Below are 17,787 nucleotides of genomic sequence, written 5' to 3'. Positions count from 1 at the left end.
GATCCGCGATGCGCTTCCCGCGCCGCCAGAGCCTGCACCCAGTCACCTATTACCGATTACGGGTGAATCATCCATATTTCGTTGATCAAGGCATGAGCCCATGGTCGAATCAGCCCCCAAAGGGCAGCACAGCCGACTCCCCCTGCCTCAAGCGCCGTATAGCCGAGCATAAGGAAACTCTTTGCCCACCTTCACCAGCACCGCGGTCTGCTCGGCCGTGGCCACAGGCATGCTTCTGGTACCCGCGGTCGTCACACCCGCCTCAGCGCGTACGACGCCACCGAGCGGAAAGGACCTGCGGGTGATGTCCGACGAGGGGTACGCGCAGGTCTTCGGCACGGCCCGCGCCGAAGTGGAGGGGCTGGTCGTGAATCCGCCCCGGGTGAGTCCGCCTTCGCCAAGTGCCGGCACTGGCCCGTCGGTCAGCCACTGGAGCGTGGTCAAGTTCGTCAGCAAGGACGGCGAGGGGAAGAACATCCCGACCCGGGAAGGCAACAGCAAGTTCGGCTGGCGGCACTTCTCAGGACCGCACAACATTCACGATCCCAAAGTGATCAAGATCGTCACCAGTGAACGCCCCGAAGAGAAGGAAGGAGCACGTCGGGTCTACGGAGGCGTGCTGACCAACCGTCTCGGCGCGATCCTCGCCCGGATCAAGGTGATCGCCCAGTACAGCTACAGGACCGCGGACGGCGACTACGAGCTCGCCGACCACAGCCACAAGATCGGCACCATCACTGCATACTGTGAGCGGGTTGCTCGCAACAAGTGCCCCGATGCGGTGAACGAGACATGACGACTCCACTCACCGGCGGCAGTCAGGAGTCCGCGCCGATGCAGCGGTGGGAGAACGAAGGGCTGGCCCGGCTGCAAACCGCTCTCGTCCGGGGCATGCTCCGGTTCACGGCGGCACCCCTGGGTGACGGCCCTGTCGTCCGGGGCGTGCTTCCCGTCCCGTCGAAACGAGGCGTGGGGAGAGTGGCCGTCTGGGACGGCCACGACATTGGGACCTCGGTGGCATACGACCTGCCTCTGGTGGACCACCACGGCGACAACATCCCCGCCTCCGCACTGGCAGCGGCTCTGCGGCAGGCCGTACGGCAGGCGTCCGACGATCCACGGACCGCAGCGGGCCACGACCGTGAGGGGCACGGCATCCCCGTCGTGGCCGCGGAGAACGTGGGGCGGCTCCTGGAGGACGGTCCGGAGTTCGACCTCACGGACGCTCTCCACGCGGCAGCCGCAGGAATCACCCCGCCCGGGGGTCACGAGCGCGCCGGGAAGCTGTGTCTGCTCGGCTTCCTCCTCCTCGACCAGCACAGCGCGCGTCTCTACGTGACCGGCGAGGGGCTGTCCGACACGGTGGGTCTCGACGTGTCACTTCGCGACGAAGAAGGAGCCGTGGCCGTGGGCATCACGGGCCTGGCCGCTGCCCTGCCCTCGCTCATCGCCGGCGACCAGTTGCAGTACAACCCCTCGGACGCCGTGGACCCCTATTGCTCGGAAGTATTCGACCTGACCCACTGGTAGCGCTCGGGCACGTCCTGCCCGGGCTCACAGGAAGGACGTGCGGGCTGGAGCGAGTTACCAAAGATCACGTTCGACGAGGCATCCTCGGACCGGATGGACCGGACCGGGTGGGGCGCCGCAAAGGTGTGAGGCTTGCCATGGCGTCGTCGCTTGGTCCTTCGACGGCTGTCGTCGGCTCGGTGGAGGCGGTGGAAACCGTGAGGGCGGCGCCGGACTGTGGGTGTCCTGCCGGGGCGGCATTGTGAACCATGCTCAGTCCGGGGCGCGGCGCTGCCGAGTGCCTGCCTTCGCCGGGGACGCTGATGGGCACGAGTCCGAAGACGTAGTCATTCAGGTCGTCGGAGTGGATTCCCATCTGGACCGCGACATCAGCAGGCGTCATCCTCTTGGTACGCAGGGCGTCGAAAACCTTGGCCAGGAGCTGGCTGTTCTCCCGGGCCAGCAGGGAACCTGGCTCGCCGGTGCGGTATCCCAACTGGGCGAGTTTCTTGACGGTCTGGGTGTGGCGCCATTCGGACAGCAGGTCAAGAGCGCGGAGCCGGTAGGCCAGGGCCATGGCGGAGACACCCCACCGGCGCTTGGCACTGAGGATCCGCTCCACCGAGGCGTCGTTCAGGCGCTGGGCGACGATGCCTGCCCGGGGCATGAGGAAAGCGGAGGCGAAGGCATTGGCCTCTGGCTCTCCTTCCTGGCCGCCGGGGATACGGTGCTCGGAGTGCAGGACCAGGTGGCCGGGTTCGTGGGCGGCGTCGAACCGGCCGCGCTCGCCAGTCTTGCGGGTAAAGAGCGTAGTTTCCCTGTGCGCAAACGGCCTGCTTGAGCGGTCAAATGGTGCCGCTAGGCCCCCTTCTGCCGCTGCAGTTCCGCCGCCAGTTCTGCGATGTACGTGTTCCTTAGGGCCTTGGGACAAGAGGCCTCAATGCGTTCCAACAGCCCGAGGGAAGCCTCCCGAACTGCTGAGGAAATCTGTGCATAACTAGCCGTGATCGTCCCGTCTGTAAAGTCGGCAGTAACCTCGACCAGCTGATCTGAACGGATCTTCATCAACAGGCTTCCCTCCCCTTCGGTGAAGTCGTACTCTGCTTCTCCGTCCTTCCCCAGATCCCCCAGGGCGTACAGCATTCCTCTGGTGAAATCGAATACGGTCACCTCCTCGACGGAGAAGACGGCGCCACTCCCCTCAAGCGTGACTGTTCCGAGCGGGAACCGATAAGTCAGGTCCGTCAAACTGGCCTCGGGAATCCGCTTGGCAGCTCGGTCCAGCGTCCCTGCTGCCACCTCTATACGACAGCTGATGACTGTTGATGTCATAGTCGCTTCTCTTTCGGGGGGTGAACTCGCGAAAATGCGGGAGGGAGCTGTTGTTGCCCCCTCCCGCATTTCCTCTAGAAGGGATACGCCGTGATTACCCGCCCACGGATCACGACGACCCGAACGCGGTACTTATTTCTTCTCCCTTGCTGGCCTACCGGGTCATTTTATCTCTTCTCATACAGGTGGCCCGGTCGACCATTTTTCGCCTTGCTCCGTGTGCCCGTTCTTACGGTGTCCTTGATCAAACCCCGAACGTGATGACGGCTTCCGTAGAACTTGGTCTTCTTCTTGAACGAGTTCCTCGAAATATGTCTCGGGTAGATGTGGCCGGACCAGTCGCGGCTGGATATTCGGCAGCTACTGTTGTGGACCAGGACATCGGCGGCTGCCACGTGCACTACGTAGGTGTGCGTGTTGCCGACGTTGAGGTTGAAGACCAGCTGGTCGGGCAGCTGTCCGCGATTGATTACCGTGGTGGCCTCGTGCGTGCTCCCGTCAGGAGACTTCAGGGAGTCTCCGGCCTTCACGTCGGCGGCTTTCACCCAGCCCTTGCCGACGACCCACAGCGGATGATCCGCCGTCGCCTGGAGCGGCAGAGTCGACGGGTCGAGGTCGGTGTCGATCTCGATCAGGTGCTTGGTGCCGTAGCCCTCGATGACGTCCAGGACCGGTTCGGCGTAGGTCTCGCCGGTCTCGGGGTCGGTGGCGGCGACGTAGTCGCCGATCTCGATGGCATCGATGGGCAGGTAGCTGCCGTCGGCCATCAGGACCGGTGTGTCCGGGGCGAAGGAGTTGCACCGGGAGCGCCGGAAGACCGACCGGGCTCTGGAGAACGAGCGCCGGACGCGGCTCGCCTTGCGGAGGGCGCGGGCGGCCTTGAAGCCCTTGACCGCGAGGCGGCCTGCGGAGCCGAAGGCGACGCCGACGCCCATTTCGGCGGCCTTGCGCCAGTTGCCGGTGGCCGCATACGAGATGGCGCCGACGGCGGAGGCGATGTTGCCGATCGGGCCGGGGATGTAGGAGGCGACCTCCGCGACCCGGGCGACCCGTCGGAACGCCTTCTTCCAGCTGAAGCCCCAGTGCCCGTCGAGGTCGACGCAGTTGACGGGGTCGCCGGTGCAGTAGTCGTAGGCGTTGGCGTTGCCGCCGGCGTCGGGGTCGGTCTGCAGGAACCGGCCCAGCTCGGGGCTGTAGAGGCGGGCGCCCATGAGGATGACGCCGTCCAGGGCCTCGCCGGAACGCTGTTTGGCGCCGAGCCAGCCGTAGCGCTGCGATGCCTGGCCGTCGGTAGGGACGCCGAACTCGTCGTAGAGCAGCACCTTCGGCGCGGTCATCGCCGTGTCGAGGGTGACGGACACGTCGCCGTGCAGGTTGGCGAACTGCAGCTGCACGTCGCCGGTGGCGGACGTGGTCGCGGTCAGGTCGCCGTCGGGGCCGGAGACATTACGGGTGAGCGTGCCCTGGGTGGTGTCCTCGATGATCCAGCGGGGCTCGTCGGAGTCGTCCCCGTAGTGGTTGAGCTTGCTGGTGGCGTTCGCCCAGGTGCCGTCCGCCTGCTTCTTCTCGGTGGTGAACGCCTCGAAGCGCAGGGCGGGATCGAGCGTCCAGGACTGGCGGGTGTCGCCCGCGGTCTGGCTCGCGACCAGGTCGTTGGCCCAGTAGGTGTTGGCCGAGCCGGTGCCGGTGGCCGTGGTACGGCCGAAGGCGTCGTAGGTGTAGCCCGCGGTCAGCAGCCGGTCGGCGCTGTCGTAGGAGCTGGTGGTGACCGCGGCGCCGGTGGTGGCGCAGGAGCCGTCTTCGGCGGCCGGGGTGACCGTCTTGGAGGTGCGGTTCATACGGCCGGCGATGCTGCGGCCGGACTCGTCGAAGCCGTAGCTGCGGGTGACGCAGCCCTGGGCGGTGGTGGACTGGACGGCCTTGGTCAGGCGGCCGAGCCGGTCGTAGGAGTACTCCTTGCTGTCGGTGGAGGCGGTGTCGGAGGCGATGGCGCCCTGGGTGGTCAGCTCGATGTGCTGGCCGTAGACGACCGCGCCGTCCGAGGTGCGGGTGTAGGTACGGCCCGTGGCCTCGCCCACTGCGTTGTAGGTGTCCTTGCGGACGTAGCCGCCCGGGTAGGTCTGCTCGACCATCTGGCCGTCGGGACCGTACTTCGCGGTGAAAGTGCCCGCGACGCTGTCGGTGACCGAGGTCACGAACCCGCGGGGTTCCAGGGTGCGGTCGTAGGCGTAGGTGGTCGAGCCGGTGTTGTCGCCGACCTTGACCGGCTTGCCGTACTTGTCGAACTCGGTGGTGGTGGTGCCGCCGTCAGCGTCCGAGTAGGACAGCAGCCGGTCCAGGAGATCGAAGACGCGGGTGACGGTCTTGCCGTCGGCCATGGTCTTCACGGCGTTGCCGGTGACCGGGTCGTACTCGGTGGTCACCTGCGGCAACGCCTTGCCGACGTCGGAGGTGATCTCGGTGGACAGGATCCGGTCGGCCGCGTCATAGGCGGTCACCGTCTTGCGGGACTTGCCCGCGTTGGTCTCGGTGGTCTCCTCGATGTCTCCGAAGCGCGAGTAGCGGGTGATCCGCTTGATGGGCAGGGTGTCGGGCATACGGGCGGTGTCCGCGCCGGTGACCTTGCCGCCGGGCAGCGTGACGCACGGGTTGCCCGCCCATTCGGGCCGGTTGCCGCAGGACGCGTCGTCCGGGTTGGCGCCCGCCGTGCAGAAGACGGTCTTCACCGTGCCGGCGTCCGCGCCGTCGGAGCCCGGTCTGCGCGACTCGACCGCTCGGCCTGCCGCGTCGTACTTGATCGTCGAGGTCAGGTTCGCCCCGCCAGTCACCGCGTCAGTGGTGACGGACGTCTCGGCGCGCAGCGTCCAGCCGGAGGTGCCTCCGATGGGCGCACCGTAGCCGGTCTTGGTGACCCGGACCTCGACGTCCGCCGTGTAGCCCTCGATGCGGGCGCCCTCACGGGTGGTCGTCTCCAGGTGGTAGGCCGCCCCGTCCGGCTTGCCCTCGTCGTAGACGTGGACCGTGTGGGAGCGGACGACCACCGACTCCCCGGCCTTCACCGTCGGCATCGGCGGGTCGGACTGGGCCGGGACGTCCTCCTCCAGTTGGGCCCGGTAGACGGGGCCGAGCTCTTCGAGCAGGTCCAGGCCGTCACGGCTGTAGACACTGCGGCTGTCGAGCATCGCTGCACGGGCCGCGGAATCGTCGGGCAGTTCCAGCTCGGCCGCCGCACCGTCGGCGCCGTCGCCCTTGCCCAGGGCCAGCATGCGGCCCGACGCGTCCAGCGTGCGGACGGCGTTGCCGAACCGGTCGTATTCCGTGGTGTCGATGTCACCTACGCTGGTCGGCGACCAGGTGGCCGAGTTCACCTCCTGTGCCGAGGCGTTGAGGTAGTGGACGGCGGCCTGCTGGTAGCCGTCCTTGCCCGGCGTGGTGGCGGTGGCGGTGTGGGTGCCCGGGTCCGACTCGACGTCGAAGACGGCGGTCGCGTCCGTGGGTGCGTCCGACTGGCCCCAGGTGGCCGCGGTGGCGCCGTCCATGTCGTACGGGCCGCCCGCGCCGCGGGTGAGCGGCACCTCGTAGACCACCTTGGAGGCGGTCTCGCCCTCGACGACGTCCTTGCTGCCCGGCTTGAGCGCGGGGCGACGGACCTTCAGCAGACGGCCCGGGTCCTGGTCGGCACCGGCCGGACCGTAGTCGAAGTACCACGGCAGCTCGCCGGTGGTGTCGATGGAGGCAAAAAGTTACTGGCCTTCGGCAGCAAGGTCCCGCATCCGGCGGATCGGGCTGAGCAGCAGGACCACCGGTGCGATGGCGATGACCAGGCAGGTCAGCCACAGCGCACCGCGCGGGCCGACGGCGGTGGCTGTGATGCCTGCGGCCAGAGCACCGAAGGGGATGGCACCCCAGGAGATGAAGCGCACCGTCGCCATGACGCGGGGCAGGAGGTCCGGCGGGGTCACGGTCTGACGGTGCGTCCGTGTGAGGACACTGAACACGACCACGCCGGTGGTAGATCCCGCGTTGCCCAGAGCGAAGAGGACGACGGACCACCCACTGCCGGCCAAAGGCATCAGGACGGTGGCAGCGGCGGCGGTGAAGCTCGCGAAGATCACGGCCTGGGCACTACCCAGGCGTTTGCTGACGAGCGGGGTCCAGACCGCGCCGATCAGACTGCCTAGGCCCCCAGAGGCCATCAGGAGGCCGACGACTGCCGCGGGGGCGTCCAAAGTCCGGACCAGGAAGACCGGAGTGAGCGCCATCTGGGCGCCCGCGACGAAGTTGATAAGGGTGGCCGCCGCCACGCATGGCGCCATGACGCGGTGCCGCACGACGTAGCGGACCCCGTCCTTGAGTAGCGTCGCAAACGAGATACCGGTCTTCGCGGGCGGCGTCGGGGCCGGCCGGGGCAGGCTCCAGAGCAGCACTGCGGAGATCACATAGCTGACGGCGTCGACGATCAGGCTGGTGGCCGCTCCGAAGAACTGGACAAGGAAGCCACCAAGTGACGGTCCGCCGAGGTCGGTTGCCGCGCCGGAAGCCGAGGTAAGGCTGTTGCGTGACGTGAGCTCCTCCTTACTGACAATCGAGGGCAGGAAGGAGGAGTTACCGACGTCGAAGACGACATTAGCCAGCCCGATCACAAGGGCCACCGTGACCAGCTGGACTATGGAGAGGACGCCGAGAGCGGCTGTCACTGGAATCGAAAGGATGGCCGCTGCGCGCAGGAGGTCCATCGCCACCTGCGTGCCGCGCAGTGGCAGACGCTGGACGATGACTCCGGCCGGCAGTCCGATGATGAGCCAGGCCGCATAGCTTGCAGCAGCAATGAGGCTTACTTCGAAGTTCGAGACGTTCAGCGTCTCCACCGCGACGAGAGGCAGCGCCACCGCTGTGACCGCGCTGCCAACGCTGCTGGCGGTGGAGGCCGTCCAGAAACGCCAGAAGACGCTGGCGTTCGTCGCCTTTGTCGACGTTTCCCGCTCCGAAGTAAGGTCAGTCATTTCCCCTCCGAGGTCAGTTCCACAAGGAGATCACTTTACTGACGTTCATGGTGGCCACAAGGCTTGCATCTAAGTAAATTCTGTAGAAATGTCCACTATTGGACACTTGGCAAGCATTACAGTGAGTTCTGGATATGCGAAGTACGGAATGAGACATTCAGTGGCTGGAAATTAACCCAGCTTGATGGGATTAATCGGACCCGGAGCAGGCCAGCCTGTGGGTCTCCTCCGAGATTGCCTCCGGGTCTTGACTGGCGGGGATGGCGAATGATCCACTGACGTCAACAAGCGGGGCTGTAACGGGGAAGTGGCGCCAATAAAGGCGTGACGGGGGATTTACCGGAGCTGGTACTGCCATTTATGTGTGCTGACTCCACGCTTTCGTCCAAAGATCTTGCTGCGCTCTGCGCGGTGGTCTCTTTATTGGTCTGCCTATGCCAAAAATTGGCGCTTCGCGGGACGCTTCAGCGTGTCTCAGAAGGAGGTGGAACCCATGCGTAAGTACACCAAGCCGGTGGCCAAGAAGGTCGTCTTCGGCACCGTTCTCACGAACGTCGCCTGATGTCTGAATGTGCCGCACCCATACGGGTGCGGCACATTCGCAGCATTGTTTCAATAGTTGAAAATGTCAGTGCAGGTGGGGGACCTATGTGCGGTTTGGCTGGAGTTGCCAGGTGCGGAGGCGGCTCGCTCGGTGGCGAGGCGGATGATCTGCTCCGGCGTATGACCGGGATGGTCGCGCACCGCGGGCCCGACGGCGAGGCTTTCCACCGGTCCGGGCCTGTCGGTCTGGGTTTCGTGCGGCTTTCCCTGGTGGACCCGGTCGGCGGTGGCCAGCCCCTCAGCACCGAAGACGGTTCCCTCGTACTGATCGCCAACGGAGAGATCTACAACCACCGGGAGCTGGCTGCGGGACTACCGAGGGGCGCTCGACTCAGGACTGGATCCGACTGCGAGGTTCTGCTCCACCTGTACCAGCGGGACGGTCTGGCGTTCCTGGACAACGTCCGCGGCATGTTCTCCCTCGTCCTGTGGGACCGGGACCGCAACCGTCTGGTGTTCGCCCGGGACCGGTTCGGTATCAAGCCGTTGTTCTACCACCGCAACAGCGAGCGCATTGTCTTTTCCTCGGAGATAAAGGCCCTGTTCGAGGACTCGGCCTGTCCACGCAGGATCGACTGGGCTGGTGCTCTCTCCGACCAGTTGATGACTGGCGCCATGGTCTTCGACGACAGCCCGCCTCGGACCTGGTACGAGGAAATTGAACTCGCGCCGGCGGGCTCCATTGTCACCTTTGATCTGAACAACGGCGAGACGCGAACCCACAGATACTGGGATTTCCCCGAATTCGACGGGTCGTCCACAGGCTCCGAAACCGACCTCATACGTTCCTACGGCGAGACGCTAGCCAGTTCGGTCGCAGAATGTGGAATGGCCGACGTTGAAATCGGACTCTTCTTGAGCGGCGGTATCGACTCGGCCGCCGTCGGCGCCCTTTCGGATGTGAAGCCGCGTACGTTCACTGCTCTTAACGGCAGTACCCTTGTGAATTCCGATGCCGAATACGGTCATCGCATTGCGGGTTGGCTCGGCCTGGATAATGATCAGGTCCTTTTCGATACTTCGGCAGTACCCGGAGTCGAAGAGTGGAAGCAGTTCCTGTGGCTGCTTGAAACGCCGCTCGCCGGCCCGGAGGCGTTCTACAAGTACGAGCTGTACCGGTACGTCGGAGCGCACGCGCCCGAGATCAAGGCCATGTTGCTCGGCGGAGGCGCCGACGAGTTCAACGGCGGCTACTCGGTGTCCTTCGCGGGCGGTGGCGAGTGGCCCGACTTCGTTGCGAACATGAATCGCATGGGAATTCGCGGTGACCAGCATCGGAAGCCGGATCTGGGCGCCTGGTGGGACCAGTCCGACCTGCCGCTGGTCAGGGCATCAGCACTGCGCACGGCTGCCGCCGGCGATAGCCGCGACCCATACGAGATGCTGCATCGCTGGAAGTACCGCGACGTGCAGCAGTACAACTGCTGGCACGAGGACCGGACGGCCGCGGGGAACGGCATTGAGGCCCGGGTCCCGTTCCTTGATCACCGCCTGGTGGAGATCGTCGCCGCTATACCCGAACACCTTCGTCCCAGCCTCGTGTGGGACAAGCAGATCCTCCGCCGGGCCATGGTCGGTGTTCTTCCCGAGGAAGCGATCGCCCGACCGAAGGTGCCCTTCTTCTACGGAGAGGGCGTCCAGCACACCTACCGGACGTTCACCCGCATGCTGGCGCAGCACGGTGACCGGCTTCTTGATGAGGCGCTGAGCGGCCCCGGGGCCCGGGAACACCTTGACGCCGACAACATTCGGGCTACGCTGCGCCGGCTGGAGCAGGACCCGACCGCCGGGCACGTGGAGTTCCTGCTCCGCGTGGTCAACCTCGGCCTGATGGAGCAGCTCACCGAGAGCATCCCGGCTACCCCGCTTGCGCAGGCTGCGAAGGCCTCCGTCCCGTCCTCCGTGCTGGTGACCGACTGGGACGCCCAGCAGGAGAAAATCGCGGCCACCGTGCTGCGCCGCCCACCGGTGGACTTCGAGGCGGTGGCCGAGCTCGACGACAGTGTCATGCTGTTGCACTCTCCGGACGACGCCACGAGCTGGTACGTCGTGATCAACGGCACGGTGGAGTTCGTGATCGACGAGACGGAGGCCCCCGAGTGGTTGGGCATGCTGCGCGCGCTGGACGGCGTACGAAGCCTGGACCAGGTGTTGGAATCCCTCGGCCATGCTCGCGAGAGTGTTGAGCCGCTGATCGCCGACGCCTTCGAACTGGGCATACTTACCCACCCGTCGACGGTGCTGTGATGGCGGACATCATCGAGACTGGCAGGGAGAGCGACACGTTCGCAGGGGACAAGCCGAAAGCCGTGAAGCGGCCCTACGCGTCCGCCTTCGACCGGGCGAGTTACGTTTTCGATGTCCGGCGTCTGACCGCCATCTGCTGTGTCGTCGCCTTCGCCATCGGCCTGTGGAGCATGGACTCCACGACCACCCGAGTGTTGGCAGTCCTGCTGGTGCTGGAAATCGCCCTGATGATCCTGCCGTGGCGGGTGCCCCGAACGATGCGCAGTGGGCTCAGCTTCTGGAGCGAGACGTTGGTGGGCCTGGTCGCTCCATTAGGTGCACTCGTACTGACTGCCGTCACTCGTCCGGACTGGCTGTCCAAGGGCGCCGACTGGTGGTGGTTCGTCCTGGCCGTCGCCACGACCGCAGGTCTCATCACCCTCAGCAACATGCGGATGAAGTCTCTGCTCTCGGGTGAACTGGCATTCGTCTTCGGGCCCACCCCACGGGCACACGGCGCGGCTCGGGCCTTTGCCAGCGCGGTCTGCCCCGCCGGTGAGGAGGCAGTGTTCCGCGCTCCGGTCCTGTTGATCGGTGCCACGACTCCGCTGGGCCTGCTCGGTGCCATCGCATTCGTTGCACGACATCACATTCAACCGGGCACCAACCGGCGCGGCACGACTCGTTCGACGGCCGTAGAGATCAGCGCCCCCGCCGCGCTGCTGCTGCTGACGATGGCATCGGGGTCCATCTATCCCGCGTTGCTGGCGCACGTACTCAACAACATTCCGACGATCGTGCTGGAACTGCAGCGCGATGACGATGACAGAGGCTGGTCATGAAGCTCGACCTCACCGGGTGTGTCGGCGAACTGCGGCGCCGGGGCCTCGTGCCCGAGGACACTCTGGCGCTGTTCAACGTCGGCTCCGTGGCCCGCGGCTGGGCGAACCCCAGCAGCGACTTCGATTTCTACCTGGTCTCCCGCACGGTGCCCACGATTGAGGGCGCCCGTACCGTGCCGGTCCCGCTTTCCCACGAGACGATCAGCACCTTTGACTTCCAGGCTGAGGAACGCCGCTGGGAGGTCTCGTACTGGCTGGACTCGCAGGTGGACCAGATGCTCGCCAAGGTGTCCTGGGCCGAGTTCGACGCCGGCGTCTCCTCTCTGAAGGTCATGGTCGACACCGAGGAGCTGTTCCTGGAGCGGATTACGACAGGCCTACCGCTGCTCGGTGAGGGATGGGTGAAGGAACGCCGGGAGGAGCTCTACGGCACGGCGTACAAAGCCTTCGTCACCACCAGGTCGCTTGCAGAAGCGGACGGCAACGTCGAGGACGCCCTTGGCATGTTGGACGTCGGGGACATCGAGAGCGCCGTGATGGCGGCACGCAAGGCGCTCGGTCACGCCACGGACGCGGTACTGGAAGGTTCGGGCAACTACGGTTCACGCACGCCGAAATGGCGGGCGCGCCGGGTCAAGGAAGCGCGCCTTGATGCGCTGCCCTTCGAGAAGTTCTGGGCCCTGGAGACGATGGCCGATTATGACGCGGGCGACCCGGGTGCCTGGGTTCGCCGGGTCGTGACGCTCTGCAAGGACCTTTCGATCGAGGTGGAGATCTGATGTCGACCCCCCAGCCGTTCAGCCCCGATTTTGTCCCACGCCGCAAGCTCGAGGCGCGCGTACGCAAGTTCCGGGGGAAGCTGTTCGTTGCGAATGCCTCACTGGCCTTCGAGCTTGACGAGGTTGCCGAGTTCATCTTCAAGCAGGTCAACGGCACGGCCACCGTGCAGCAGATCGGCGAGAAGGTAGCCGGCGAGTACGACATTTCCTCGGATGAGGCGGTCGCCGACAGCCTGGAACTCCTGACCGAGCTCGCCGCCAACGGCATGGTCGAGTAGTCGATGTGCGGCATAGTCGGCATGTTCGTCGGGTGCACGGCTCTGTCCTACTGTCCCAAGCAGTTGCTCATGCGCTCGGGCCCGGAGGCGGGCGAAGCACAGCCCAAGGACTTGGTGGAGACCGCCGACACCGAGTATCGAAGCCCGTTTGGCAACTGGTACGAGCGGGCCGGGGTGCGGCAGGCGCCGCGGCGGGTGTTGGAAGGCGACGAGCAGGAGCGCTACTACTTCTCGCCCGACCTCGTCCCCATCGCGCACCACCCATTGGTGAAGGGGCTCCCGGCCGGCTGTTTCGAGGAAGTGCTCGTCCAGCATCTCTACCGCTATCTCGATTTCACTGCACGTCTGGAATACGTAGTGGTCAACCGCACCGTGCTCGGGATCGCACAAGGTTCCGTCGGCGTGGAGCTCCCGGAGGAAATGCGGTTCGACGCCTACAAGATCTACTGTGACGAGGCCTACCACACCCTCTTCTCGGCCGATCTGTCCCGGCAGGTGCAGCAGCGGACGCGGGTTGTTCCGCGGCTGCCCGACGAGCCGTATTTCCTGGTGCGGCTGCGTGAAATCCTGGAGGAACTCCCCTCCCAGGACCGGGCGCTCGCCGAAATGCTCTTCGTCATCGTCTCGGAGACCCTGATCTCCGCGAGCCTCGCCGAAGTCCCCGAGCGGTCCGACGTCGTCGCGGCGGTCCGCAGTACCGTCCGCGACCACGCGTCGGACGAAGGACGGCACCACGCGTACTTCGCCGCCTTCCTGCGATACCTGTGGGGACAGCTGTCCGCCTCGGAGCGCCGCAGGTCAGGCCTGCTGGTCCCGCGACTGATCGAGACCTTCCTGCAGCCCGACCTGCCGGCCGTCCGGGAGGAGCTCGCCGGGTACGGCCTGAGCCGGGACGAGGCGGAGCACGTCGTCGCGGAGACCTACACACGGGAGGCGGTCGGAGACCACCTGGCAGCCACGTCGCGGCAGACCGTCAGGTACTTCGAAGCACTCGGTGCATTCGACGATCCGGAGGCAGCGGAAGAGATGCGACGCCTCGGGATCGTCGCGTAACAGAGAGAGAAGGCCTGCAATGGGCAACGTTATTGTGGAAGATCGGCGCGAGGGCCTGGGGCTTCCGGTCGAAGTGCACTGCCATGGATTCGGCGAGGTGGATTTCTCGGAATTCGGTGCACTCGACCTCCTGCTGCTCGACAGGAAATGTGCCGAGGAGAATGTCGCCTGCATTCCCACGCTCTACCTCCGGCAGTCCAAGCTGGCAGATTTCGAGCAGTTCATGCGGCGTTACCACGCCATGCGTACGGCCGGACGGATCCCGCACATCGTGGGCATCGCGCTGGAAGGGCCGCTGCTAGCCAGCCACGGCGGCACGCCCGCCGCGACGGTGTGGGCCCCGACACGGCACGAGTGGGAGCGCCTAGCGAACCTCGGCGAGCTCGGCCTGGTCTACACGGTGGTGAGCCCAGACGCCTTCACTGCCGCGTCAGGGCTCCACGACAACCTGGACGACCGGCACCCCCGTTTCGAATGGATCGTGCCGCTGCTCATGGCGCACGGGATCAGGCCCGCACTGGGCCATTTCACCCGTGACGAGCCCAAGGGCGCCGCCGAACTGGTCCACGACATCGTGGACTTGGCCTGGGGGAGCGAGTGGAACGGCTCGGGAACCCGGGTCATCACCGACCACCTCTTCAATGACATGCCGCTGAACATCCGGCACGCCTTCCGGACCTCCGCCGCCCGCGCCAAGAGGGAGAGCACCCTCGCCGCGTACGACCTCCCGGGCTGGACACTGGCCGACATGGACCGGATCGCCGGGCCGGTACCCGCCGCCATCATGCAGGAAGCGGCGGCCGGCCGGATCGCGGCCTGCATCAACTTCGACGGTGAGCACGTGGATCTCGAGATCGCGGGCAGGGCGGTCGAACTCATGGGTTACGGCAACTCCATGATGATGACCGACCGCTGCGACTCGGCTCGGATCGGCGGGCAGGCCCTCCACCAGACCGAGGACAACGGCCTCTGGTATCAGGACGGCGGCATCGTCGCCGCAGGCTCGCAACCGTTGGCGCGTCAGATGCGCAACGCGCGCGAGATCGGCGTCACGGACGCGCCGCTGTGGCAGCTGGTGGCCGGGACTGCCCACCGCGCCTTCGGCACCAGCGCCCCGACGGAACTGACCGTGGGAGCAGAATCCGCCGCCGGCTGATCCGGCGAAGGCCGACCGGGTGCCTTGCCCCGCCCCATTCCGAACGTGAACGCAAGTAAGGAGTACTACATGTTGGACGCACTTGACCGCCTCACGGTGGACTGGTCGGACCTCCAGAAGGCGCGTGCCCAGACCAAAGAAATCCTGCTCGCCCTGTCGGAGGACAAGGATGCCCTGCGCGAGCTCCTGGAGCGGTCCCGCGAGGAGGAGGACCTCTTCGACAAGTGTGAGCACCACCGGCTGCTGGACAAGCTGGTCATCTACGACGCCCTGGAGCGGGGATTCCGGATCCGCGTGCACGTGTCCACCGAAGACCACCGCGATCGCCCGCACGACCACCGCTTCTCGTTCACGTCGCTGATCATGCGAGGCGGATACCGACACGTGCGCCATCAGCTGGTCGGCCGCCCCGAGGACATCCCCGACAACGTTCAGGATGACTTCCACGCCCGCGACAGCGACCTGCGCGTCGAACCCCGTTTCGTCACCAACGAGATGGCGGGCAACTGCTACACGCTGCACCACAGCGAGATCCACACGACCTACACCACGCCGGACACTGTCTCGTTGTTCCTCCGCGGCCCGGCGGAGAAGGAGCGCTCGCTGATCACCGAGCGGGAGACCGGCCAGGTCTGGTGGCGCTTCGGCGAGGACAAGGAGAAAGCCGAACGCCGGGGCAGCAAGCGCATCAGCAAGCAGTACTTCGACGAGCTGACCCAGCGACTGCAGGGGATGGAGGTTCTCTGATGACCGAGACGATGACCGCGACCACAGCGATCGGCGAGGACGTGACCGAGGCCGCCGCTGTCGCCTTCATGGACTCCCTGCCCGCCGTGCGCTGGGACGACCTAGAGGCGGCCGCCGAGGTCACCGAGCGCATCGCCCGCCGGATCGGCGACGACCGCGCTCTGCTGCGCACGCTCGTCGACCGGGTGCGCCGGACTCCCGAGCTGCGCGAGAAATGCGAATGCCACGCGCTCGACGACAAGATCGTGATCTGGGACGCTCCTGACAAGGGGCTGCGGATCCGACTGCGACTGGCCAACACCGACCAGTACGAGCGCGTACACAACCACCGGTTCAGTTTCACCGCCTACATCCTCAGCGGCGCGTACGAGCACACGCTGTACGCGACGGACCAGCCGCTGGATGAGACAGCGGACGTGAGCCGCTTCTGGCCCTACTTCGTACGCGAGGAGCCCGCCGGACGCAGCATCACGTTGCACCACGAGCAGCTGCACACCACCATCACCGAGCCTGAGACCATCTCGCTGATGATCCAGAGCCCGGCACAGAAGCGCCGCGCCTTCATGATTCGCAAGGACGATGGCCAGGTTTGGTGGCGCGAGGGCGCCGCGGACGAGTCCGCGGAGCGCCGCGCCGAAGTACGGATGAGTGACGAGCGCTTCGAGCACTGGATCACACGGCTGGAAGCGATCGGAGTGCTGTGAGCATCGTCGAGAGTGTCCTGCGCTACGGGCCGTCCCCCTGGCACCGCATCGACCTGTACAACCCGCGGGGCACGTCGGCGGATTCTCGCATCGTGCTGTTCCACGGTGGCTTCTGGCGCCACGACCGCATCGCCCGCGACCTCGAACCGCTGGCGATCGCATTGGTACGTCGCCATCGCGCCGTCGCCGTCGTCGAGTACCGGCCCGTGTGGGACGGCGGCAGCTGGCCCGGCGCGGCCGAGGACGGGGCGCTCGCACTGGAGGCACTCTCGGCGCAGGACCCGGCATGGAACGAGGCAGTACTCGCCGGCCACTCGGCCGGCGCCCACCTGGCGATGGCGGCGGTGACAGGCCGGGCCGCAGGGCGCGAGCTCGTGCTCCTCGCCCCCGTGGTGCACCTGGAGCACGCCGCGTCCCTCGGCGTCGGCGTCGGGGCCGTGGGCCACTTCACGGGCGCGCACCTCGCGGCGGGCGGCACCCTCGCCGAGGCCACGCCCCGTCCGGACCGCGCGGACGTGGCAGGGCTGAGCGTCGTACGGGCGGGCAGCGACCAGACCGTGCCTGACGCGCTGACGGACGTCCAGCTCGGCGGCTGGCGGGCCGACGGCCTCGCACCCGAGGAGCACGTGGTTCCGGAAGCCCGCCACATGCACCTGGTCAACCCTGAACGACCGGGCTGCTCGGTCACGCTGGAGCTGCTCACCGCATCCGCAGGAGCACGGGCGTGAGCGCTGCACAGCACCGGATCACCCCGCTGGGACCGGTCCGGCCGTCCGGGCCGCTGCGGATCGGCGTCCTGGTCTCCGCGACCGGCGCGAACCTGGGCACCCTGCTTGGCATGCGGGACCGGGAGCCGGACACCTTCGACGTGTGTCTGGTCGCCTCCCACGGCAGCACGGCCAAGGCTCTGGACGTGGCTCGGGACGCGGGCGTGGAGACCTGGACCGGCGACTTTGACGCGCACTGCGGGTTCGTCTCCCAAGCCGTCGGGCGGGAGGGTCTCCTTCGGTACCGGCAGCGCGCCCGGGCCTGGCACGACGCCCTCGACGCACGGATCGAGGCCTGGGAAGCGGAGCACGGCGCGCTGGATCTGATCGTGCTCGCGTACCACCGCTGGATCGAGGGCAACCTGCTCGACCGCTTCCGCGGCCGCATGATCAACCAGCATCCCGCGGACCTCTCGGTACTCGACGCTGCCGGTCGGCGGCTGCTGGTGGGCAAGGACCCGGTACGGCTTGCCATGGCAGCGGGCCACACCGCGACCCGCACGTCCTGCTTCGTGGTGGACGGTACCCAGGACGGAGGGGCGGTCCTCTGCATGGGCCCGCCGGTGGACGTCGAGGCACGCCGGGCCACGCCGGAAGACGCCTGGGAGCAGGAGCTGCGCCAGAAGACCCTGAGTGACCGGCCATGCCTGGAATGGACCGTGCGCGCCTTCGCGGCCGGGCGACTGGCGCTCGGCGCGGACACGCATGCGGACGGCAGCCGGGCCGTCATGGTCGACGGCCGGCCCACACCCCTCGGTGGAAGAAGGCTCGGATGAGGACGGCATCGG

Annotated in this window: 16 protein-coding genes; 12 read left to right on the top strand and 4 right to left on the bottom strand. The window is 66.5% G+C overall.

The window, feature by feature from the left end; translation table 11 throughout:
* The first annotated feature begins 181 nt into the window (after window positions 1-181).
* Both AB5J49_RS38085 and AB5J49_RS38080 read left to right on the top strand, forming a co-directional pair.
* Window positions 182-796 (top strand): hypothetical protein, encoded by a 615-nt coding sequence (locus tag AB5J49_RS38085; RefSeq protein ID WP_369173410.1) that lies wholly within the window; start codon window positions 182-184, stop codon window positions 794-796.
* Window positions 793-1,530 carry a hypothetical protein gene (locus AB5J49_RS38080; protein ID WP_369173409.1) on the top strand — a complete coding sequence of 246 codons (738 nt, stop codon included), beginning with the start codon at window positions 793-795 and terminating at the stop codon, window positions 1,528-1,530. Before AB5J49_RS38085 ends, AB5J49_RS38080 begins: the two co-directional genes overlap by 4 nt.
* A 64-nt stretch (window positions 1,531-1,594) precedes the next feature.
* On the opposite strand, the gene AB5J49_RS38075 is transcribed toward AB5J49_RS38080, so the two are convergent.
* The 4 genes from AB5J49_RS38075 to AB5J49_RS38060 all read right to left on the bottom strand — a co-directional run bounded on the left by AB5J49_RS38075 (window position 1,595) and on the right by AB5J49_RS38060 (window position 7,844).
* Entirely contained in the window at window positions 1,595-2,440 is an 846-nt protein-coding gene (locus AB5J49_RS38075) for an ImmA/IrrE family metallo-endopeptidase (protein ID WP_369173408.1), read from the bottom strand.
* Window positions 2,368-2,841 (bottom strand): hypothetical protein, encoded by a 474-nt coding sequence (locus tag AB5J49_RS38070; protein WP_369173407.1) that lies wholly within the window; start codon window positions 2,839-2,841, stop codon window positions 2,368-2,370. The genes AB5J49_RS38075 and AB5J49_RS38070 overlap by 73 nt, the downstream gene beginning before the upstream one ends.
* A gap of 167 nt (window positions 2,842-3,008) precedes the next feature.
* Window positions 3,009-6,416 carry an RHS repeat-associated core domain-containing protein gene (locus AB5J49_RS38065; protein WP_369173406.1) on the bottom strand — a complete coding sequence of 1,136 codons (3,408 nt, stop codon included), beginning with the start codon at window positions 6,414-6,416 and terminating at the stop codon, window positions 3,009-3,011.
* Between the two features lie 168 nt (window positions 6,417-6,584).
* Complete coding sequence (locus tag AB5J49_RS38060; RefSeq protein ID WP_369173405.1) at window positions 6,585-7,844, bottom strand: MFS transporter; 1,260 nt, start codon at window positions 7,842-7,844, stop codon at window positions 6,585-6,587.
* Between the two features lie 561 nt (window positions 7,845-8,405).
* Between AB5J49_RS38060 and asnB the strand changes: the two genes are divergently transcribed.
* From asnB to AB5J49_RS38010, 10 genes are all read left to right on the top strand, one after another.
* The gene (gene asnB / locus AB5J49_RS38055; protein WP_369173404.1) at window positions 8,406-10,694 is read left to right on the top strand and encodes an asparagine synthase (glutamine-hydrolyzing); all 2,289 of its coding nucleotides are present in this window, start codon (window positions 8,406-8,408) and stop codon (window positions 10,692-10,694) included.
* Window positions 10,694-11,515 (top strand): hypothetical protein, encoded by an 822-nt coding sequence (locus AB5J49_RS38050; protein WP_369173403.1) that lies wholly within the window; start codon window positions 10,694-10,696, stop codon window positions 11,513-11,515. Before asnB ends, AB5J49_RS38050 begins: the two co-directional genes overlap by 1 nt.
* Window positions 11,512-12,294 (top strand): hypothetical protein, encoded by a 783-nt coding sequence (locus tag AB5J49_RS38045; RefSeq protein WP_369173402.1) that lies wholly within the window; start codon window positions 11,512-11,514, stop codon window positions 12,292-12,294. The genes AB5J49_RS38050 and AB5J49_RS38045 overlap by 4 nt, the downstream gene beginning before the upstream one ends.
* Entirely contained in the window at window positions 12,294-12,572 is a 279-nt protein-coding gene (locus AB5J49_RS38040) for a PqqD family protein (RefSeq protein WP_369173401.1), read from the top strand. Before AB5J49_RS38045 ends, AB5J49_RS38040 begins: the two co-directional genes overlap by 1 nt.
* 69 nt (window positions 12,573-12,641) lie before the next feature.
* Window positions 12,642-13,625 (top strand): diiron oxygenase, encoded by a 984-nt coding sequence (locus AB5J49_RS38035; protein ID WP_369173400.1) that lies wholly within the window; start codon window positions 12,642-12,644, stop codon window positions 13,623-13,625.
* A gap of 19 nt (window positions 13,626-13,644) precedes the next feature.
* Window positions 13,645-14,781 (top strand): hypothetical protein, encoded by a 1,137-nt coding sequence (locus AB5J49_RS38030; RefSeq protein WP_369173399.1) that lies wholly within the window; start codon window positions 13,645-13,647, stop codon window positions 14,779-14,781.
* Between the two features lie 69 nt (window positions 14,782-14,850).
* On the top strand, window positions 14,851-15,528 hold the full coding sequence (locus AB5J49_RS38025) for a hypothetical protein (RefSeq protein ID WP_369173398.1): 678 nt from the start codon (window positions 14,851-14,853) through the stop codon (window positions 15,526-15,528).
* Window positions 15,528-16,232, top strand: a complete 705-nt coding sequence (locus AB5J49_RS38020) for a hypothetical protein (RefSeq protein WP_369173397.1) — start codon at window positions 15,528-15,530, stop codon at window positions 16,230-16,232. Before AB5J49_RS38025 ends, AB5J49_RS38020 begins: the two co-directional genes overlap by 1 nt.
* Window positions 16,229-16,960 (top strand): alpha/beta hydrolase, encoded by a 732-nt coding sequence (locus AB5J49_RS38015; protein WP_369173396.1) that lies wholly within the window; start codon window positions 16,229-16,231, stop codon window positions 16,958-16,960. Before AB5J49_RS38020 ends, AB5J49_RS38015 begins: the two co-directional genes overlap by 4 nt.
* Complete coding sequence (locus AB5J49_RS38010) at window positions 16,957-17,775, top strand: formyltransferase family protein (RefSeq protein ID WP_369173395.1); 819 nt, start codon at window positions 16,957-16,959, stop codon at window positions 17,773-17,775. The genes AB5J49_RS38015 and AB5J49_RS38010 overlap by 4 nt, the downstream gene beginning before the upstream one ends.
* Window positions 17,776-17,787: the final 12 nt, after the last annotated feature.

This window comes from Streptomyces sp. R28 (assembly GCF_041052385.1).
Lineage (GTDB): Bacteria > Actinomycetota > Actinomycetes > Streptomycetales > Streptomycetaceae > Streptomyces.
This window is presented reverse-complemented; position numbering and strand designations above follow the sequence as displayed.